At 65.2% G+C, this 18,790-nt stretch carries 15 protein-coding genes, 1 tRNA gene and 1 pseudogene; 5 read left to right on the top strand and 12 right to left on the bottom strand.

The window, feature by feature from the left end:
* Positions 1 to 10 precede the first annotated feature (10 nt).
* Positions 11 to 643, top strand: a complete 633-nt coding sequence (locus BEMPMBAN_RS04410; protein WP_159229177.1) for a GNAT family N-acetyltransferase — start codon at positions 11 to 13, stop codon at positions 641 to 643.
* Between the two features lie 80 nt (positions 644 to 723).
* On the opposite strand, the gene mbtN is transcribed toward BEMPMBAN_RS04410, so the two are convergent.
* Genes mbtN through crcB (BEMPMBAN_RS04440) form a run of 6 tightly spaced genes read right to left on the bottom strand, consistent with a single transcriptional unit; the run spans position 724 to position 5,638 of the window.
* The gene (mbtN, locus tag BEMPMBAN_RS04415) at positions 724 to 1,893 is read right to left on the bottom strand and encodes a mycobactin biosynthesis acyl-ACP dehydrogenase MbtN (RefSeq protein WP_159229178.1); all 1,170 of its coding nucleotides are present in this window, start codon (positions 1,891 to 1,893) and stop codon (positions 724 to 726) included.
* A complete protein-coding gene (gene mbtM, locus BEMPMBAN_RS04420; protein ID WP_159229179.1) occupies positions 1,890 to 3,476 on the bottom strand; it encodes a long-chain-fatty acid--ACP ligase MbtM in 1,587 nt (528 codons plus the stop codon). The genes mbtN and mbtM overlap by 4 nt, the downstream gene beginning before the upstream one ends.
* On the bottom strand, positions 3,473 to 3,793 hold the full coding sequence (locus tag BEMPMBAN_RS04425; RefSeq protein WP_272952212.1) for an acyl carrier protein: 321 nt from the start codon (positions 3,791 to 3,793) through the stop codon (positions 3,473 to 3,475). Before BEMPMBAN_RS04425 ends, mbtM begins: the two co-directional genes overlap by 4 nt.
* On the bottom strand, positions 3,790 to 4,881 hold the full coding sequence (locus BEMPMBAN_RS04430) for a putative PII-like signaling protein (RefSeq protein WP_159229181.1): 1,092 nt from the start codon (positions 4,879 to 4,881) through the stop codon (positions 3,790 to 3,792). The genes BEMPMBAN_RS04425 and BEMPMBAN_RS04430 overlap by 4 nt, the downstream gene beginning before the upstream one ends.
* Positions 4,878 to 5,243, bottom strand: a complete 366-nt coding sequence (gene crcB, locus BEMPMBAN_RS04435) for a fluoride efflux transporter CrcB (protein WP_159229182.1) — start codon at positions 5,241 to 5,243, stop codon at positions 4,878 to 4,880. Before crcB (BEMPMBAN_RS04435) ends, BEMPMBAN_RS04430 begins: the two co-directional genes overlap by 4 nt.
* Complete coding sequence (crcB, locus tag BEMPMBAN_RS04440; protein WP_159229183.1) at positions 5,240 to 5,638, bottom strand: fluoride efflux transporter CrcB; 399 nt, start codon at positions 5,636 to 5,638, stop codon at positions 5,240 to 5,242. The genes crcB (BEMPMBAN_RS04435) and crcB (BEMPMBAN_RS04440) overlap by 4 nt, the downstream gene beginning before the upstream one ends.
* A 63-nt stretch (positions 5,639 to 5,701) precedes the next feature.
* Between crcB (BEMPMBAN_RS04440) and pgm the strand changes: the two genes are divergently transcribed.
* From pgm to BEMPMBAN_RS04455, 3 genes are all read left to right on the top strand, one after another.
* Positions 5,702 to 7,333, top strand: a complete 1,632-nt coding sequence (gene pgm, locus BEMPMBAN_RS04445) for a phosphoglucomutase (alpha-D-glucose-1,6-bisphosphate-dependent) (protein ID WP_159229184.1) — start codon at positions 5,702 to 5,704, stop codon at positions 7,331 to 7,333.
* Positions 7,334 to 7,346: 13 nt separating this feature from the next.
* Entirely contained in the window at positions 7,347 to 8,615 is a 1,269-nt protein-coding gene (locus tag BEMPMBAN_RS04450) for an MFS transporter (RefSeq protein ID WP_159229185.1), read from the top strand.
* A 54-nt stretch (positions 8,616 to 8,669) separates the two neighbouring features.
* Positions 8,670 to 8,745 (top strand) — tRNA-Ala (locus BEMPMBAN_RS04455).
* Between the two features lie 207 nt (positions 8,746 to 8,952).
* Here the strand turns inward: BEMPMBAN_RS04455 and BEMPMBAN_RS04460 are convergent.
* From BEMPMBAN_RS04460 to BEMPMBAN_RS33085, 3 genes are all read right to left on the bottom strand, one after another.
* Positions 8,953 to 9,687, bottom strand: coding sequence for a tyrosine-type recombinase/integrase (locus BEMPMBAN_RS04460; RefSeq protein ID WP_159229186.1), 735 nt, complete (start codon positions 9,685 to 9,687; stop codon positions 8,953 to 8,955).
* Positions 9,688 to 9,813: 126 nt separating this feature from the next.
* Entirely contained in the window at positions 9,814 to 10,209 is a 396-nt protein-coding gene (locus BEMPMBAN_RS04465; RefSeq protein ID WP_159229187.1) for an N-terminal phage integrase SAM-like domain-containing protein, read from the bottom strand.
* Positions 10,106 to 10,396: an excisionase family DNA-binding protein gene (locus tag BEMPMBAN_RS33085; RefSeq protein WP_159229188.1), complete on the bottom strand. Its 291-nt coding sequence runs from the start codon at positions 10,394 to 10,396 to the stop codon at positions 10,106 to 10,108. The genes BEMPMBAN_RS04465 and BEMPMBAN_RS33085 overlap by 104 nt, the downstream gene beginning before the upstream one ends.
* 451 nt (positions 10,397 to 10,847) lie before the next feature.
* Between BEMPMBAN_RS33085 and mobF the strand changes: the two are divergent.
* A pseudogene (gene mobF / locus BEMPMBAN_RS04475) lies at positions 10,848 to 12,199 on the top strand (MobF family relaxase); the annotation flags it as partial.
* A 54-nt stretch (positions 12,200 to 12,253) separates the two neighbouring features.
* On the opposite strand, the gene BEMPMBAN_RS04480 reads toward mobF, so the two are convergent.
* The 3 genes from BEMPMBAN_RS04480 to BEMPMBAN_RS04490 are packed head-to-tail and all read right to left on the bottom strand — an operon-like array spanning position 12,254 to position 17,999.
* Positions 12,254 to 13,699: a pentapeptide repeat-containing protein gene (locus BEMPMBAN_RS04480; RefSeq protein WP_234897293.1), complete on the bottom strand. Its 1,446-nt coding sequence runs from the start codon at positions 13,697 to 13,699 to the stop codon at positions 12,254 to 12,256.
* A gap of 5 nt (positions 13,700 to 13,704) precedes the next feature.
* A complete protein-coding gene (locus BEMPMBAN_RS04485) occupies positions 13,705 to 16,662 on the bottom strand; it encodes an ATP-binding protein (RefSeq protein ID WP_159229190.1) in 2,958 nt (985 codons plus the stop codon).
* Complete coding sequence (locus BEMPMBAN_RS04490) at positions 16,659 to 17,999, bottom strand: P-loop NTPase family protein (protein ID WP_159229191.1); 1,341 nt, start codon at positions 17,997 to 17,999, stop codon at positions 16,659 to 16,661. Before BEMPMBAN_RS04490 ends, BEMPMBAN_RS04485 begins: the two co-directional genes overlap by 4 nt.
* Positions 18,000 to 18,790 lie beyond the last annotated feature (791 nt).

Raw genomic sequence — 18,790 nt, forward strand, 5'->3', positions numbered from 1 at the left:
GCTCGGTCAAATGACCGACATCGACGAGGCCCTCAGACCTGTCCTCCCGCGCGAGCTCACCTCGATACCCGACGAAGTCCGGGCGGTGCCCGGCCCGCCGACACCACCCGTCGACGAACCGTACGGGTTACGGCTCGCCGATCCCGATGCCGACGCGGAATTGGTGTCGGAGTGGATGAATCGTCCACACCTGGTCGAGGCCTGGGAGTATCCGTGGCCGCCGCAGCGCTGGCGACGCTACCTGCAGGCCCAGGTCGACGGCGAATACTCGCGACCGTTCATCGGCAGTTTCCGGGGCCGTGAGGTGGCCTACATCGAGATCTATCGCGCAGCAAAGGATTCCATCGCGGCGCGCTATGATGCCGACCCACATGACCTCGGTCTGCACGCGGCGGTCGCCGACCTCAAGCTGGTCAACCGCGGCCTGGTGCCGCTGTTGTTCCCCAAGCTGGTGGCCAGCCTGTTCGAGGTCGAACCCCGCTGCCGCCGAATCATGTTCGACCCGGACCACCGCAACACCAGCGCGCGCCGGGTGTGCGAATTTGCCACGTGTGCGTTTCTCGGTGAGCACGACATGGCCAACCGCAGGATGGCGCTCTACGCGTTGCCTCGTACCCCCGAAGACATCCCGGCAGCGCGCTAGCCGCCGGCGCCCCTGTCCGCGAAATATCATTCCTGGTCGTGATCTGGCAAAAATCACAGCCCGGAATGGTATTTCGCGGGTCAGGCGGGCGGCCCGATCAGCTCGGCATACCCATCGATGTCGGGTTTCATCGCGGCGGCCACCAACTCCCACAGCACCTCGTCGGTGCCGCCGCCCACCCGGGCAAGCTTCATGTCGCGCCACCACCGGCCCAGCGGGGTCTCGTCGACGAGGTAGCCGGCGCCGCCGAAGATGTGCATGCACTCGGAGAGCACCTCTTCACCCAGCCGTGCGGCCGTGACCTTGACCGCGGCCGCGGCTCGCAGATCCAGACGGCCCTGTGCGGCAATGCCGTTGAGGCCGTGCCGCAACAGATCCACCCGCGCCTGCAGGTCGGCCATCCGCATGCGCAGAGCCTGGTGCTCGAACAGCGTCGCGCCGAATTGGCGGCGCTGCAGCATCCGGGCATGGGTCACACCGAGCACCCGTTGACACGACGACGCCACCTGACCGGCGATGGACATCCGTTCGTGGGCCAGACCCCACGAGATCGCCGCAAGCCCGGTGCCGGCCCTGGCCACCAGATGGTCGGCGGGAACCCAGGTGTCGATGTGCACGGCTGCGGTGTCGAGCGGACCGGCGCCCACCTTGCGGTACGGCGCCTGCACCTCAACCTGCTTGGTGGGCACCGCGATCACCAGGACGTTTCCGTGCCTGCTGCCGGGGTCGTTGTCGACGCCCCGGGCCACGACCATGATGTGGTCGGCGATCGGCGAGAGGGAGACGAACTTCTTGATCCCGCGGATCTCGAAACCTTCTCGGGCGGAGCGCACTTCGGTCTCGACGATCTGCAGGTCAGAACCCCCCGACTCCTCGGAGGCCCCGATGCACAGCACGGTCTGGCCGTCGACGGCCTGCTCGCAGATGGTCTTGAGGTGATCGGACTTGCCGAACCGGCGCAGGATGGCGATCGCCGAATCGTGCAGGCTCACGCCGACGCCGATGCCCGCCGACCCGAGACGGCCGAGCCTGAACGCAAGTTCGTTCAGCTTGGCGACGTCGGGGTGCTGAACACCGGCAGGCCCCCACTTGCTGCGAAACACCCCGCTGCTGCCCAGATGTTCGATCAGCTTGCGGGGGAAGCGCTCTGAAACCTCGGCTGCGGCAGTCCAGGTGGTGATCCTCTCGCCGAAGACGTCGTCGAGCAGCTCGCGGTAGTCGTCGATGCCGGTACCTGTCGACGCGGTCACGCGCGCACCGCCTGCAGGTTCTGTCTGACTTCGAGTCGGCGGAGCTTGCCCGACGAGGTACGCGGCAGCGACCCGGGCGCGAGGAACACCACCTCGGCGGGCACCACACCGCACTGCGAGGCCACCCGCTGCACCAGATCGGCTCGCGCCCCGGCCTCGTCGGGGCCGCGGAACTCGGCGGCGACGATCAGACCCTGGCGTGCCGAGTCGCCGTCGGTACCGACCGCGACGACGGCGCCGTCACGCACCCCGCGCACCTGGGCGGCGACGCGTTCGACTTCGCTGGGAAACAGATTGCGTCCGGCCACGGTGATCAGTTCTTTGATCCGTCCGCACACCACCAGCCCGGCATCGGTCAAGTAGCCGAGGTCCCCGGTGCGGAACCACTCGCCGGGCACCTGTGCCGCCTGCCCGAGGTAGCCCGACATCATCGAGGTGCCCCGGATCTCGACCTCGCCGATCTCCGCGCTCCCGTGCCGGGAACTCTGTGTGTGCTCGGTCGGGGAGATCCGCAACTCCATTCCGGGAATCGTTTTGCCGAGAACGGCGTGGCGGCTGACCGAATCGGTTGTCGGATCGACGATCTCGTCGAACTCCAAACCGGTACCCGGGCGCGGCGCGGTGACCGCACAGGTGGATTCGGCCAGTCCGTAGGAGGGCGCCGCGGCATGCGGGTCGAGGCCGAAGCGTGCCATCTCGGTCAGGAACAGATCGAAGCCTGCGCAGTCGACGGGTTCACCACCGTTGAGGGCGAACCTGAGGGCGCCGAGGTCGACGTCGGACACCCGGCGGGCGTACTTGCCGAGCACCGAGTAGGCGAAATTGGGTGCGGCGGTGATGGTTGCGCGGCTCTCCGAGAGCCAGCTGAGCCACCGGAACGGTGAGGCCGCGAAGGCCGCCGTGGGGGCCAGCCACGTTTCGGCGCCGGCGAGAACGCTCGTCAACAGGAACGTCAAGCCCATATCGTGGTAGAGCGGCAGCCAGGTGCACCCGACGTCCTCGGCGGAGTCCACCCGGACGTGCTGCCAGAGTCCCGTGACGTTGTTCTGGACCGCCTCGGGCGACAGCATGGCGGTGCGCGGTGTTCCGGTGGATCCTGCGGTGCCCTGCAGGACCGCCGGGGTGCCCTCGGGTGTCTCCTGCCGGGCGAACGTCGCGGAGCGTTGTGCGTGGCCGACCGAGGCGACGTCGTGGACCGTGAGGCCGGAACCGTTGTCGCGCAGCAGATTCAGGTGGGGCTCCAGGCTGAACACCTGGGTGACGCCGATTCCGGCGAATCGCTCCGCGGTGGCACGGGCCCATTGGCTCTCCTCGGCGCCGCGGATGGGTCCGGGAAGGATCGATAGTGCACGGCCTGCCAGCCATGCCCCCTGGATCGCCGCGACGAACTCCACCGTGGGCTCTCCGACGAGGCCGACGGCGCCGCCTGGTCCGTCCAGGAGGCGCGCGGCGATGTTCTCGGCGCGGGTGTGCACCTCCTGCCACGGGTGCCGGGCCCACTGTCCGCTGGCGCGGTCGAGCACCACCAGGTCGTTCGTCGAGTCCGTCATCGCGCGCGACAGCGCGGTCGCGAGCATGCTCACCGGCCGGCCGGCACCTTCGCCAGGATGGCCTGCTCCAGGTCACCGACCGTGTCACAGGTCAGCAGGTCCTCTTCGGACAGCGCCACGCCGATCTTGTCCTCGATGGCCACCATGCCCACCGCGAACGCGACCGAGTCCAGCCCCACGTCGTCGATCAGCCGTGACTCGCGAGTCATCCGACTGGTGTCGACATTCAGATCGTCGCGCAGGATCTCCTCGAGTGCCGCGCTGACGGCTTCCGGGGTTGACGTTTCCATGCGGTGGGACGTTACACCCCGAGGTAAAGGTAGGCTACGCTTACCCTGGCCGGTGCTCAGTAGTCATATCGGGCCAACTCGACGGGCCGCTGTGGGCTGTCCTCGTCGATCGAGATCCGCGCCGGCACCATCTCGCTGGTCACCAATCCGTGCTTCTGTGTCACCGCGTCGACGATGTCGAAACTGCGCGCGATGCTGTCGGGGGTGTCCACCACGATGGTCGTGACCGGCACCCGTCGGCTCAGCTGCAGGAATCGGTCGCCGTGGGGCGGCTCGGCTCCGTGAAAACCCCACATGCCGCGCAAAGCCGTTGCGCCGCCGGCGCTTTGTGATTCGCGTAACCTCCGGACCAGTGCCCGATGGACGGGCACCCCGTCGGTGAGCGAGTCCTCCGACGTGTACACCATCAGCTTCTGATGCAGGGGCCGGCCGTGGGCGTCGGTGCTGGGAAGGACATCGGGCCGGCAGAGCAGCGCGCCGTCACGCTTGCACACCCGAACCCGCTCGACCGTCATCAGCGCTCGGCCGAGGATGCCTCCGAGTTCACACGCCGCCCGTTCCACGACGGCGGTGTCGCCGACGGCGATGATCATCATCGGGACATCGACGTTGCGCCCGAAGAACCGGGCCCGGTGGCGACGTCCGTGGGCGGTGCCGTCCACGCCCAGAAAGGCCGAGGCTCCGTGGAGGCCGTGCCGGAAAAGCAGATCGCAGACAGCCAGGTAAGCCGGTGTCCGGCCCACGTGTTCCTGCCGGCCGACGTACACCGTCAGCTTGACCGCGTCGCCCACCGCCGCGGGGATGACGACGTCTTCGACCGCCCCATCCTGGTCCGCCTCGATCAGCCGCGCCCGTTCGACCGTCACCAGACCACGTGGCGTGAGGTCGACGACCGCATCCAGCAGGCCCGAGATCTTGGTGTCGGTGTCGACGGCCGCCACGGCCACCGGCGGATCCTCGGACAGGCTCAGGGAGCTGTCGGTGCGTAACAGGTGACGTGGTCCAAAACCACCTGTGCCCCGCAGCATGATGCTGGTCGCCACCCGCTCGCGACCGTAGAGCTCCAGCAGCGCCTCGGCGAGGAACTGCCCATCGGTGCGCTGGCGCTCACCGAAGTAGGCGGTCAGCTTCAGACAGTTCTCGTTCACAGCGCCATCCCCAGCCACATCCCGGTCGCCGCGGCCGCCAACCCCAGCACGACGCTGAGGAAGATGTTGGCCGCCGCGTACTTGACCTGGCGTGCCTCCCCGAGTCGCTGCGTCTCCAGCATCCAGGTCGAGAACGTGGTGTAGGAGCCGATCAGCGCGGTGCCGGCCAGCAGAGCCACCTCCGGCGGCAGTGCCAAACCGGTCAGGAAACCGAGCACCAGTGCGCCGCTGAGGTTGACCACCAGGGTGCCGAACGGAAACGATCCGGCGGTGCGACGCGCGACGGTTCGGTCCACCAGAAATCGTGCCACCGCGCCGAGGCCGCCGAGCACCAGCACGCTGCTCCAGACCAGGACGCTCATGATCGACGCACCCGGACCCGCCGAACCAGCATGGTGGCGACATAAACGGCGATCAGACCAACCGAGATGCTCACGACCGTGTAGCTGACGGCCAAGGCATGGTGCCCGTGCTCGATCATCGCGATCGTCTCCACCTGCATCGTCGAGAAGGTGGTCAGGCCGCCGCACAATCCCGTGCCCAGCAGTGGTCGGCGGTAGCTGGACAGGGGCAGCCGCTCCAACAGGCGAGTGGTGAAGTACCCGAGCAGGAACGCGCCGACGATGTTGACCACGAAAGTCGGCCACGGCCAGCGTCCCGGGTCCGGGGCCGCCAGCGTCTCGAACGCTGCGCGAGACAGCGCACCCAGCGCGCCCCCGACAAACACCGCGGCGAGTTCGCGCCGGTCGACAGCCATGCCGGAAAGTATGCACACCGGGGTGGGTTTTTTGCGCGCCGCGGACGTAGCACAATCAAAACCATGGCGAATCCCCGTGCCGGCCAGTTGGCGCAACCTGAGGACCTCATCGATGTGGCCGCGGTGGTGACGGCGTACTACACCGTCGCTCCCGATCCGGAGAACATCGACCAGCAGGTGGTGTTCGGCACCTCGGGCCACCGTGGATCGAGTCTGGACGCAGCGTTCAACGAGGCGCACATCCTGGCCACCACCCAGGCCATCGTCGAGTACCGGGCCGCGCAGGGCACCACGGGTCCGCTGTTCATCGGCCGCGACACCCACGCTCTCTCAGAACCGGCGTGGGTCTCCGCGCTGGAGGTGCTGGCCGCCAACGACGTTGTGGCCATGGTGGATTCGGCAGATCGCTATACCCCGACACCGGCGGTGAGTCACGCGATCCTGGCGTTCAACCGGGGCCGCGACACCGGCCTTGCAGACGGGATCGTCGTCACACCGTCGCACAACCCGCCCCGGGACGGCGGCTTCAAGTACAACCCGCCCAACGGCGGCCCGGCCGACAGCGACGCCACCGGCGTCATCGCCAAGCGCGCCAACGAGATCCTGCGCGACGGCCTCAAACCGGTCAAGCGGGTGCCGTTGGACAGGGCGTTGGGCACCGCCCAACGCCACGACTACCTCGACGCCTATGTCGCCGATCTACCCAACGTCGTCGACATGCACGCGATCAGCGCGCAGGGCATCCGCATCGGTGCCGATCCGCTGGGCGGAGCCAGCGTCGACTACTGGGGCGCCATCGCCGAGCGGCACAACCTGGAGCTGACGGTGGTCAACCCGCTCGTCGACGCGACGTGGCGGTTCATGACGCTGGACACCGACGGCAAGATCCGGATGGACTGCAGCTCGCCGAACGCCATGGCCTCGCTCATCGGCAGCATCGGGGACTACCAGATCGCCACCGGCAACGACCCGGACTCCGACCGCCATGGCATCGTCACCCCCGACGGTGGGCTGATGAACCCGAACCATTACCTGGCCGTGGCGATCGACTACATCTACGCGAACCGCCCAGGCTGGCCCGATTCGATCGCGGTCGGCAAGACCGCGGTCAGCTCGTCGATCATCGATCGGGTGGTGGCCGGCCTGGGTCGCGACCTCGTCGAGGTGCCCGTCGGGTTCAAGTGGTTCGTCGACGGCCTGATCGGCGGCACCATCGGGTTCGGCGGCGAAGAGAGTGCCGGAGCGTCGTTCCTGCGTCGCGACGGATCGGTGTGGACCACCGACAAGGACGGCATCATCCTGGCCCTGCTGGCGGCGGAGATCCTGGCGGTGACCGGTTCCACACCGTCGCAGCGGTACGCCACGTTGGCCGAGAGGTACGGCGCCCCGACGTACGCACGGGTCGACGCCCCCGCCGATCGTGAGCAGAAGGCACGGCTGGCCAAGCTGTCACCGGAACAGGTCACGGCCACCGAGCTGGCGGGGGAGCCGATCACCGCCAAGCTGACGTCGGCGCCCGGCAACGGCGCCCCGCTGGGGGGCCTCAAGGTGACGACGGAGAACGCGTGGTTCGCCGCGCGGCCGTCGGGAACCGAGGACGTCTACAAGATCTACGCCGAATCGTTCCGCGGACCTGAGCATCTCGCCGAGGTTCAGGACGCTGCGCGTGAAGTGGTGAACAAGGTCATTTCGTGAGACTGGTCATCGCTTGAGTTCGCGCTCGGGGGGCGAGTGTAAGGACAAATCCAAACGGCGACTTCCCCGCGAAGTCTGGGTCCTGGTGGTCGCCAACGTTGTGGTCGCGCTGGGCTACGGCGTGGTGGCGCCGGTGCTGCCGCAGTATGCGCGCCACTTCGGGGTCAGCATCAGCGCCGCGACGTTCGTCATCACCGCCTTCGCCGTGATGCGTCTGGTGGGGGCGCCGCCGGCGGGCTGGATGGTCCAGCGCCTGGGGGAGCGCAAGGTCTACATCAGCGGGCTCGTCATCGTCGCCCTGTCGACCGGGGCGTGCGCTTTTGCCGAAACTTACTGGCAACTACTGCTTTTCCGCTCATTGGGCGGAGTCGGGTCGGCGATGTTCACGGTGTCGTCGCTGGGGTTGATGATCCGGATCTCCCCGCCTGATGCGCGCGGCCGCGTGGCCGGGCTGTTCTCATCGGGGTTCATGTTCGGTTCGGTGGGCGGGCCCATCCTGGGGAGCCTGACCGTCGGGTTCGGTCTGTCGGCGCCGTTCCTGATCTATGGCGCTGCGCTGTTGGTCGCCGCGACGGTGGTATTCGTCAGTCTGCGCAATTCAGCGGTGGTCGCCCAGTCCGACGAGGAAATGGTGCCGCCGGTGCCCTTCCGGACGGTGTTCCAGCACCGGGCCTATCGAGCGGCGCTGTTCTCCAACTTCGCGACAGGGTGGGCGTCGTTCGGTCTGCGGATAGCGTTGGTGCCACTGTTCGTCGTGGAGGTGCTCGGCGGCGGGCCGGGCGCGGCAGGCCTCGCGTTGACCGCATTCGCGGTGGGAAACATCTCGGTCGTCATCCCGAGTGGGTACCTGTCGGACCGCCTGGGGCGGCGCAAGCTGATGATCTTCGGGTTGGCGCTGGCGGCGGCGTCGACCGCGCTGGTGGGCTTCACCACCTCGCTGCCGGTGTTCCTGGCCGCTGCCCTCATCGCCGGTGCGGCGACCGGCATCTTCATCTCACCCCAACAAGCCGCCGTCGCCGACGTGCTGGGCAACAAGTCGCGGGGCGGGTCGGCGGTCGCCACGTTCCAGATGATGGCGGATTTCGGCTCGATCGGCGGATCGCTGCTGGTGGGGTTCATTGCCCAGTACACGTCGTTCGGGTGGGCGTTCCTGGTCAGCGGGCTGATCCTCGGCATCGCGGCGGTGGGCTGGATCTTTGCCCCCGAAACTCGGCCACGGACGTTCACCGAGCACACGGAGGCCCGTCCGCTGGGGCCAGAGGCCGGTGGGGAAGTGCCGTGAGCTGGGATTTTGAACGGCCACCGCGGGTGGTGTAGCTTCGATGAGCACAACCTAGGGGCTATGGCGCAGTTGGTAGCGCACCACACTGGCAGTGTGGGGGTCAGGGGTTCGAATCCCCTTAGCTCCACCACGAAACACACGCAGCATTGGTCGGGGCGGGTTTCGTCGTTTGCGCGGACGGTCCGTGTTCGGTCTTGACGACAGCGCTTGACGACAGTCGTCGTTCGAACATGGAATCCGCACTCGAACGCTGAGGTCTGACGACACCGGGGAAGGCCCGACGGCGCGGTCGGGTCCGCCCCAGACGGAGCCTCATGGTGGTGTTGTGATCGGTCTGTCAGAAGGAGCCGGTCGCGTCGACGTCGCTGGGGAACAACGTTCCCATTGAGTCGAGTGCGTCCCGCTGTACCGCCTCGATCACCTCGACGTAGGTTCCCGTGGTCACGGTGATCGAACTTTGGCGCAGCATCCGCTGAACGGTGGCGGGCTGCACGCCCCATCGTGAAGAGCAGGGTGGCGCACGAGTGGCGCAGGTCGTGCACCCGCAGCTGCGGCACACCGGCCTTCGCGCACAGGCTGTGGAACAGCCGGTTGGCGTTCCGCGGCTCGACGAACCCTCCGGTCGCGGTGGTGAACACGAGCCCGGTGTCTCGCCAGTCTGATCCGGCCGCCAGCCTCTCATCGAGCTGGGCGCGACGGTGTGACTTGAGGATCTCCACCAGGGCCGCCGGATGGGCAAGACCGCAACCGAGGCGTCGGTCTTGACGGGATCGAGTCGCAGCTGCCCATCGACACGGTCCAGCGCCAGGCGGACCGTCAACCGACCGCGGTCCAGGTCGACGTCGTTCCATGCGAGGCCGAGGGCTTCACCGCGCCGCAACCCCATCGCCAGGGCCACCGCCCACAGGGCGTACAGCCGGTGACTTTCCGCCGTACGGAGGAACCGCAGCGCCTCGGCGCGGCTGAAGCTGCGGACCTTGTGCTCATCGGTCACCCGCAGTTGCACCAGGCGCGCCACGTTCCGACTGATTAACTCCTCATCGACGGCATCCTGCAGCGCGGCGCGCGGCACCCTGAGGATGTGACGGATCGAGCTAGCCGACAACACCGCGTGGCAGCAGCCCGGAATGGACTTGCCGCAACACCGCGGAGAGTCGCGGGCAGCGTCGCGACCTTTGGCGCAGCATTGACACGTCGTTCATAAATTGTTGAGCCATTCCCGGATGTGCGCCGCTTGTAATGATTTGAGCTTGCGCTTACCGATCCCGGGGTTGATGTGAAGGCGCACGTCGCCTTCATACGTCGCGTAGGTAGTTCTGCGGATACTCGGCTCCGCGATGTGCTCGAGCCAGTACAGCATGTACTCCGCCACTGTGAGAGTCGTTGTGGCGACCGGGACACCGCGACGCTGTTGGTCGCGGAGCTTGTTGAGCTCGTTCAGCGCTTTCCGTTCGGTGTCTCCGTACACGCTGACCCGCTTGCGCTTGCCGTCAGGAGTGTCGACGAAGAACTTGCCTTCCCAGCGGCCGTTGGCACGCCGGTAGGCACCGCCCTCTCCATTGTGGTTCCGCCGCAGGCCTTGTCGCGAGGACATCACGCGTCCCGTCAATGAGGCCGGCGACGTACTCGTCGAGCGACTGGCGGACGATGCGCCGGCACCGACCGATCTGGACGGACTTGAGTCGTTGCTCCCAGATCAGCCGGTAGATCATCCATCGGCTGACCGCCAGGCGGTCGGCGGCGGCCTGGACCGTGATGAACTCTCCTTGACCGGTCACCATGACCACCTCCAGCACTCCGCGTGGAGCCGACTCGCCGACCCCATGATCGGCACGACTACGGAAAGAACTTGCGCCGACGTTGCGTCGGCATCGCTCCAACAGCTACGACTACTGTAAGCCCGGGTCACGACATCCCTGGGAGCTGTTTTCGGAGCCCGTCGATCGAGCAAGCCCGCGGCGCCGGACCGTAGACCACCCTATCGCCGATGCCTCTTCTCCCGCATAACAGCACCATCAAAACTCCTCTTACTCAACGCCACCCGTCTAATAGGCGTCACTTCCTTCACGATCCATCTATCAGCACAGGTCTCAATGTCCGTACCTATCAACGACATCCAGACATGCCCCACTTCACGACACCTCTCGAAATCTGCATGGCACATTTGCACAACGGTGCGAGAATGGCTGTGGCGCAGCATGTGCCGCGGGCGCCGGTCGGAGGGGCGAGACGATGTTGACGATCGCCAAGTTGAAGCGGTGGTCGATCAACTACTACACCGACACCGCCCAGGTGGCCGAGCGCGCGTCCAAAGGTCGCGCCCGGTCGGGCGGCGGGCTGGGGGAGTACTACTCCGGACACGAGACCCGCACTCCGGTGTGGGTGTGTGCGGGTGACACCCGCGCGGCGGCTGTCGTCGGGTTAGCAGACGCCCAGCGCGCGGGCGGGGAGGCTGATGCGGGGGTGGCGGCGCGCTGGCTCGATGACGGGGTCGCCCCGAGCGGTGCACGCGGTCGGGCGTTCGGCGAGCGCGGGGTGCACGGTTTCGATCTGACGTTCTGTGCGCCCAAGAGTGTGTCGTTGGTGCGGGCGTTGCGCGTCGATGACGTCGTGATGAAGGCGACCGCCGATGCGCATGACACCGCGCTACGTGAGGCGATGGAGTATCTGTCCACGCACGCGGGCTACACGCGGGTGCACAATCCGCGCACCGGCGAGAAGGATCTGGTACGGCTGCCCGGTCTGGTGGCTGTGGCCTATCAGCATGAGACGTCACGCTGCGGGGACCCGCATCTGCACACCCACGTCATCGTCCCCAACCGCCAGGCCCGCGCCGACGGAGCGCTGGTGTCAATCGACGGCACCTCGCTGTATCGCGAGGCCCGCGCCGCCGGAGTCATCTACCAAGCCAGCCTGCCGGGAGCTGCACCGGTCCATGGGGTTCGAGTGGGCGCCGGTCGATCCCTCGACCGGCATGGCGGAGCTGGCCGGAGTGGACCGCGACACCATCACCGCGTGGTCGCGCCGATCCACCGCACTGCGGGAGTCGGCCGCCGGCAACCTGAAGGTTGTCGATGGGCCGGTGTCGGCGGCCCAGTTGGCCGCCGCGCAGAAAGCCACCCGCCCCACCAAACCCGAAGAGCTCGGCTGGGGGCAGCTGGTGGCGGAGTGGCGCGCCGATGCGCGCGAGCTGCAATTGGATCGGGCGGCGTTCGAGGCGGCGCGCGGCGCGGCGTGCGGCTGCGCGGACGTGGGTCGACCGTTCGCGCCTGGCCGAGGCTGCGGAGAATATCGAGAAGGCGGCGTTCACCCGCGCCGACCTGGTGGAGATTGTCGGGGCGCAACTTCCCGTCGACAGCGACCAGTCACCGCGGGAAGTTGCGGAGGCCGCGGTCGACGAGGTTGGGATCAGGCTGACCGTCCCGCGCGCCGCGCATCAGCGCGAGGGCCATGAACGGTTCACCCTCGACCGGATCTTGGCCGAGGAGCTGTCGGTGCTCGACCTGGCTGACGCCCGTAATGACCGTGCGCTGCTGTGGGTTAAGGCCGAGGACACCGCGGGACTGTCGTCGGATCAGAAGCGGGTGCGAAGATGGGCGGAGTCGTGAGTTGACCGTTTCGTCGGACTCATTGCTCCACTAGCGCCGGAGTTTGTTCCGCACGGCCAGGATCGCCAATCCCAGCACGATCGGCCCGGTGAACCGCAGCACCAGCACGATCCAATCGCCTGCCGGTGTAAGCGACTGGGCCGGCGTTTGTAAGAGCGAAACCGAGGACTGCGCAGCGAGGCGGAATGCCCGGCCGAGGTTGTCGCCGAACTTATTCGAAGGCAGTACTTCCGGGCTGTAGACGAGCAATCCGTCCGACGTGACGCCGACGGGGACGAACGTCGGCTCCGCGACAGGATAACCCGCAGCGGCCAGCAGAATAGTGCAAGCACCAACCAGCACAGCGAACGCGGCGAGCGAGCGACCCACCCGAAGTCCGAAGCCGGAAATGGCCCAGTAGACAGATAGTAGGGTGTAGTCCACGAGGGCCGCCAACCGCGATGCCGCGTTTCCCTTCCCGATGTCGCGTAGGCGTCGGCGCCGCCGCATCAGCATCTCGCCATAGTAGAAGTCCGCGGCACCGGCGTCGTCTTTCGACGTTTCGACAGCCTTGCGCAGTCCCCGATAGATGCGCGCGACGGATGCCGGGTCGACGTCGGTGGTCTTCTCCTCGGCAAGGACGGCACGGTCGGACTGCCACCAGTGGCGAGGATGGCCCCACCGGACGTTGTCCATGATGAGCTCGTCGACGCCATACGCCGATCCGAAGTGGCACCGCGACAAATCCACATTTCGCAAGGTGAGTTTCGAGACATCGACATCGGTCAACGACACGATGCCGGCGGGGCTGTCATTGGTGAATCCTGTGATGACGCTCGGTTCACCGAAGCTGGCGTGGTCGAGTATCAACGCGCCGGCCGTCAGTGTGAGTGTCAAGCCGGTATCGAACCGGCTGTTGGCGAACTTCACGTTGGGTGAGTCTATTTTGGCGATGAAGCGCGCATCGAACGTGCTGTCGTAGATTTCGACGTCACCCACGCTCCCGATCGATGCGAAGGTTGATACGTTCCGGCAGTGCAACGTGTTTGCGTGCATCGCGCCGATTCGCATTTCGCTATCGGACCGCAGATCGCCAGTGACCTCTACGTCGTCAAACGTGACGCTTCCCCTGGCGTGTGCTCCGCCGAATGAAACATCGGCCAGTGTGACCTTCTCGAAGCGAAGCGAGCCCTCGAATGTGGTTCCTGCAAAGGAAGTCTCACCGCCAAAAGTGACGCCTTTGAAGCAGACGTCGGACACGAAGGTCGAGTCGGTGAAGTCCGCTCCGTTGATCCGCAACGTGCCGTCGCGTCTCTGCAAGTTATCAAGCAACTGCCCGAACTCGTCAGCGCCAATGGCACAGCCTCGCAATTCGTCCAGTTTGGAGCCATCTTGGATGCGGCGCAGGAACGCTTTCCACGTGTCTTGGCCGCCGTGTAGCACGCACCATCCATTAGTTACATGTTGGGCTGCACAGCCAACCGTCGAGCACGGCATCGCGGTCACCGGTCGTCTGCCTCCAAGTCAAAATCTCCCGCGTGGCGGAGAAGAAACTCGCCGAAGATTGGTATCGCGAGGCACAGTTGCTTGCCCTCGAGACGCATATATCCGCGGTCTGTTAATTCGGAGACGGCGTCCGTTCGTCCAATGGCAACCGCCTCCTCGACCGGCATGCCTTTGCGGCCGCGGTTCGCGAAATGGGCGAGGATGCGACGCTCGCCGTCGCTGAACAAGTCCCTGCGCCGGCATTCGGCGATGCGCATGCCGACGGTGGACTGCAATGGCAGCGCGAGGAAAGGGTCTGCGGTGACGATGTTGTCGAGCACGTCGTTGATCAAGTCACGGTCAACGACGGCGTAGCCTTCCTCTGCTACGAACCAGTTCTCGAGCTGAGCCCGCAAGCGTCCCCAGAAGTAGGGCCGGTAACCGACTCGCTCGGCGACCGCATCCGTGAACACCTTCGGCAACACGACGGGCGCTTCGAGCGGAACCACTGTGCCACCGCTGTTCTCGCAGTCATGTAGTGGTGGGCAGAAGTATGTCAGGCCGTCTCTCCAAGTCAGATCCTCTCGGCACTCGACGAACTCCCACGTTTCCAGATCGCTCGACGAACGATGAAACCGTTGCACAGTTGCGATTACTGCGAGATTCTTCCATCGCAGCTTTCCCAGCCGCGTTGCCAGCCGGCGCAGCTCGGAGTCAGGTTCGGCGCTCAGCAACGTGTCGAATTCGTCGAGCACGATTCCAAACAGTTTCCCGTCGAGGTGGTCATCGATATGGCGCAGGACATCTATCGGGTCTAATGCCGAGAATTCGCCCAGCGAGCAGTTTTTCACCGATATCCGTTCCGCCATGACTGCCGCCCACCGTTCGGTATAGCCGTCTGGGCGAGTCCCGTCGACGTCGCTGAACATGTCGATGACCACGAAGTCAGACAGCGCACCGCTCGATGTCGCGCGCCGGCATGCGTGCACCGCAAGCGTCGTCTTTCCGGCCCTTCTGGGACCGAAGATGGCTATCGGGGGACGCACATCGATGCCGGCCCGCATGATGCCCGACAGCCGGATAAGTTGATCTCGCCGTCCGCGGAATAGATCGGGATCGATCCACTCGGAATCGCACATGGAGCCGCCTGCCTCGGAGCTCCGCTTCTCCAATGGCACGTGCTTGCGGCTCTCACCGACGACTACGGAGACCGACGCCGCCTCTTTCTCAAGGTCGTTGAGCCAGACCGGGCTGGTCGTGAACTTCGTCGCGCGTTCGATATCGAGCGTGAATTCGGAAAGTTCGGCTGTGAAGCCGCCGAGTTCGACGAGAGCACGTGAGCTGGGGCTGGTGTTAACGGCGACGAGCCGGGGTGGCAGGTTGGGCGGATAATCCATCAAGACGGTGATTTCATTGATGCTCGCCCGGTCCGCCTCCGCGAGCGTGGCGTATTGATCGACGACTTCAGCGATCTCCGGAACCGGCGTCAGCACCTGGACTGCCCGACGCGCTTCCACTGGGTTGAAGTACAGCTTCTCGCATGCCCGGGCGAGGTCATTCATCAATTGCGGTGTAGTTTCGATCGCGTCGACCAACTCCCGAGGCAGCACGTAGCGGGCGGTCATCACCGCAAGGTTGACGTCGACGAAGTTCCTCCGGGAGTTCTCCTTGACACCAGGACGCCCCGACACCCGGACATAGGTGTTGCGTGGGCGGACGAGCGCCAGCGTGGTGACGAGGTCCCCGTTGGAAAGTGCGATCTTTAGGAGACGCCCTTTGGGCCTGACTTCGACGTAGTACTCGAGCCAGGGGGCGAACCGAACCAGGAGGTCCAGTCGGTCGAGTGCCTTCGGCGTCAACTTGCGGCCATCGAGCCCGAGGCGGGATTGGTATGGGCGAACGGCCTGCTGCGTAACCCATTCGAAGATCAGGTTGCAGATCCGCGACGTCACGCCCGGGGCATTAATTGCATTTGCGCCCGCGTGCGCCCGCAAATAGCACGTCATCGCGTCGGCGAACCTCCTCGCCTCCGACTCCAGCTCATAATCATCGACATGACGTTCGGCTGAGGCATGGCACGCACAACTGATCAGATATTCGGCAGCGAGAATCGCGGCTGCCGTCTTGCCTTGTCTCATCTGAATCATGGCTTCGAAATCGGGTTGATAGGTGCGGGCGAACCACAACGGTCGATCCGCGACATCCCACGGGTCCATGAGCAACTGCTGGATGAGCTGTACAGCTTCCATCCGCGCATCTGCATCGTCGGCCGGGGCGGTCAAGAGGCTCTGCGAGATCTTGAACGCGCGGCTCACCGCCTCGTCGAGAGACACGCTGTCGGGCACCAGCGTCTTAACCTGTGGTGTGATCAGCATGCGCTGGCCATCCGACCAAGCCAATGTGCCGAGGGCGTGCACGACTGAGTCGACACACGACTCAAGAGAATAGGTCTGAGCTGCTGCGGGCCAGTACTCCACGGTGATCGAATGGCCGGGACGGTCTGCGAACGCAACCACAAAATGTATGGTCGCTGCATCAGCCTCGGTGAAATGTTCGGCGGTCTCGCCGATGACGAGGTTCGCATCTTGGGAGGTGACGGGCAGAGTCCGCCAAGCGTCGTCATGGCTTGCATACACTTCGCAGCCGGGCAGGGCAGCGGGAGGGCGAGGACGCAACCGAGTGATCCGCTCGGTTAGGAAATCGCCGACGTGATCGCTCCTAATCCGCTGCGCTGATTCTCCGCTACGAGTGATCAACGATCGGTGAAACACGCCGCTGGTCGTTTCGGCGAGAACCAACCGATCGCCGGCGACGTCGTGGGCGGCGAGTGCTTGATTCGGGGTCACGAAGGGGCCGTTGTCGTTATGGTTCGCGAGATAGAAGTCCGCCCGGCTACGAGGCTTTCGCTGCACTCGGAACGTCTCGACGCGCCGGGGGAGTCTGACCGGCCCGGCGGGTCGGATGTCTGTCGTCACGAATGCGTCGCCCCCTTCATGTCATGATCTGCGATTCTCCAGTGAGCCGGCGTGGGTCCCGTCTGCTTCTCTGGCGGCACGATGGTCACGTCCATCAACACTTCGGGTTCCGCGATGATGGCCGCGGGCCGGTCGGAAACAACCACGAGCGGTGTACGTGGGTCGTCGACTTGGAAATGCTCAGCAGTCGGCAGCCATCGTCGAACGCGCCGCCCTGAGATCGCGAAATAAGCTCGGACAGAGTTGGTTAAGTGAAAAACCGCGACGGCCAGATCGGCTGGCGACGTGCCGGAAGCCATCAGCGTGGACTCCACGCTCTGGAGGTCGAGCAGCATAAGAGGTTCCGGGCGCAGGTAATCGCGGATCGCGGAGGGTAGGCGCAGAAGGGGTAGGGGCGTCTCCATGTCGGCGGACGCGTTCAGTACGGGTAAGGCGTACTTGCTCACCGGGTCTGCCCCACGCTGGATGTCGGTGAGGATGCGGACCCAAGCTCTGCGCTCGTTGTTGTTGTGCCTCGCCGCGACACCGGGAAGGAGCGTCTTGTTGAGCAACGGACCGACGCAGTCGGACAGATTTATCTGGGTGAGGTCGGGGTCGACACCCGCCGCGGTGACGCGCCGGGCCACCGCGACCAGCAGGCCGGGCCATCCTCCGCAGGCGTGGACTATTTCCTCGATGCCAGTCGAAGTCAACGTCCTGACCAGCGCGCGGCTATGTTCGGCGTCGAGAAACGGGAAGGAACATACATTGGTAATGAGGCGCTCGACGTCCCCAGAAACCCTGAGGAGTCCAGGTTTGTCTCGACGGTGATCGTGTATATACCCGACGAACATGTCGGTGGTCGGGAATCGCGTCACCATGATGAGGCCCAACCGGGCGCTCACCCGATCGAAATGGTCGCGCTGGGCGTTCCTCACCCACTGTTGAAGTTTTTCCAGGGCGTCGAGGTCGACATACGCTTGAAAGTTCTCCTGCGCGTCATCCCAATGGTCGAGTGTGAGAACAACGCGTGCGTCGGGATACTTCTCCTCAAGGAGTCGGGGCACGTCTCCAAGCCGGTCTGAACGTATAGGTTCTGCGAGGCCGAGAATGCCGGTCAACTGCTCCCAGAAGCCGTCAGAAGTACGTGCGCCGGGTGAGCGCAACAGATCCCAATACCTGTAGACAACCCGTTTATGGGAATGCGGTTGGTGCAGGGTGAGCTCTTTGAAGAACGACGATTTGCCACTGTCGACCGGGCCGATGATCAGCAACTCCGGAATTGGCGCCGCAGCAATGTGCCGCCACAGCCATCTGACATGGTCTGCGTATACCGGCATCGGGGTTTGCTGCTGCACCGACTCAGGCTACAGCGCAGAAGGTTGATCTCGACGACATAACGCGACCATCTCACATCGGCGTCCAAGCGGTCTGCCACCGCGTGCCTTGTTGCCGGGCTTGTGTCGGGAGTACTGAATTGTTGACGACGGGTTGGGTTCAAGTCAACGTCGCAACTGGCCTAGTTTTCAACCGTCGTCAACATGAATCAGGCGGCATCGTCGGGACTCCGGCAACACGAACTTGTTCGTGACATTGGCCGCCAGATGAATCAGCGACGCCCTCAAGCGCGCAACCCCACCGGCAGTCCTCGCGGGATACAGTCGGGTCCAGCGTGATCAGCTACGTTAGCTGTAAGAGCCAATCTCACGCACCAGCGTCCCAGCACCCAAGGTTCCGCGCGGGTTCCCGCAGACCTCCGCAGGTCAACTGAAATTCGCCCACTTGGTCAGCATCAAGACCAGGGCGCCTTGTGGCGCAGCGCGGGTCTGGGCTGGCCAAGCTCCCTGCCGGCGCACGCATCGATTCGCTGAAGTCAGCCGCAAAACGTCGGGGATAGACCGCAAACCGTCAGCTTCAACCCTACGCAGGCGCCTATGGGTGACGACAATTCTGACGACAACCCTGACGAAAGGTGCACGCCCAAACGACGGCCATGACAGCCCGAAAGCGGTCCTGCGTTCCTGGTCACGCCTTCTGCCTGGTCCTGGCAGTGTGGGGGTCAGGGGTTCGAATCCCCTTAGCTCCAACAGGTAAGAGGAAGTTCAGGGAATTGATCGCGCCAGCTGGCGTCGCGTAGGTTTTCAGCGAT

Origin of the sequence: Mycolicibacterium austroafricanum (assembly GCF_902705885.1) — a bacterium.
Taxonomy (GTDB): Bacteria; Actinomycetota; Actinomycetes; order Mycobacteriales; family Mycobacteriaceae; genus Mycobacterium; species Mycobacterium vanbaalenii_A.

Coding starts and splice junctions, on each gene's coding strand:
- BEMPMBAN_RS04410 (WP_159229177.1), top strand. CDS start 11: ATGACCGACATCGACGAGGCCCTCAGACCTGTCCTCCCGCGCGAGCTC.
- crcB (WP_159229182.1), bottom strand. CDS start 5,243: ATGAGCGTCCTGGTCTGGAGCAGCGTGCTGGTGCTCGGCGGCCTCGGC.
- crcB (WP_159229183.1), bottom strand. CDS start 5,638: ATGGCTGTCGACCGGCGCGAACTCGCCGCGGTGTTTGTCGGGGGCGCG.
- pgm (WP_159229184.1), top strand. CDS start 5,702: ATGGCGAATCCCCGTGCCGGCCAGTTGGCGCAACCTGAGGACCTCATC.
- BEMPMBAN_RS04465 (WP_159229187.1), bottom strand. CDS start 10,209: ATGTCCTCGCGACAAGGCCTGCGGCGGAACCACAATGGAGAGGGCGGT.
- BEMPMBAN_RS33085 (WP_159229188.1), bottom strand. CDS start 10,396: ATGGTGACCGGTCAAGGAGAGTTCATCACGGTCCAGGCCGCCGCCGAC.
- BEMPMBAN_RS04480 (WP_234897293.1), bottom strand. CDS start 13,699: ATGCCGTGCTCGACGGTTGGCTGTGCAGCCCAACATGTAACTAATGGA.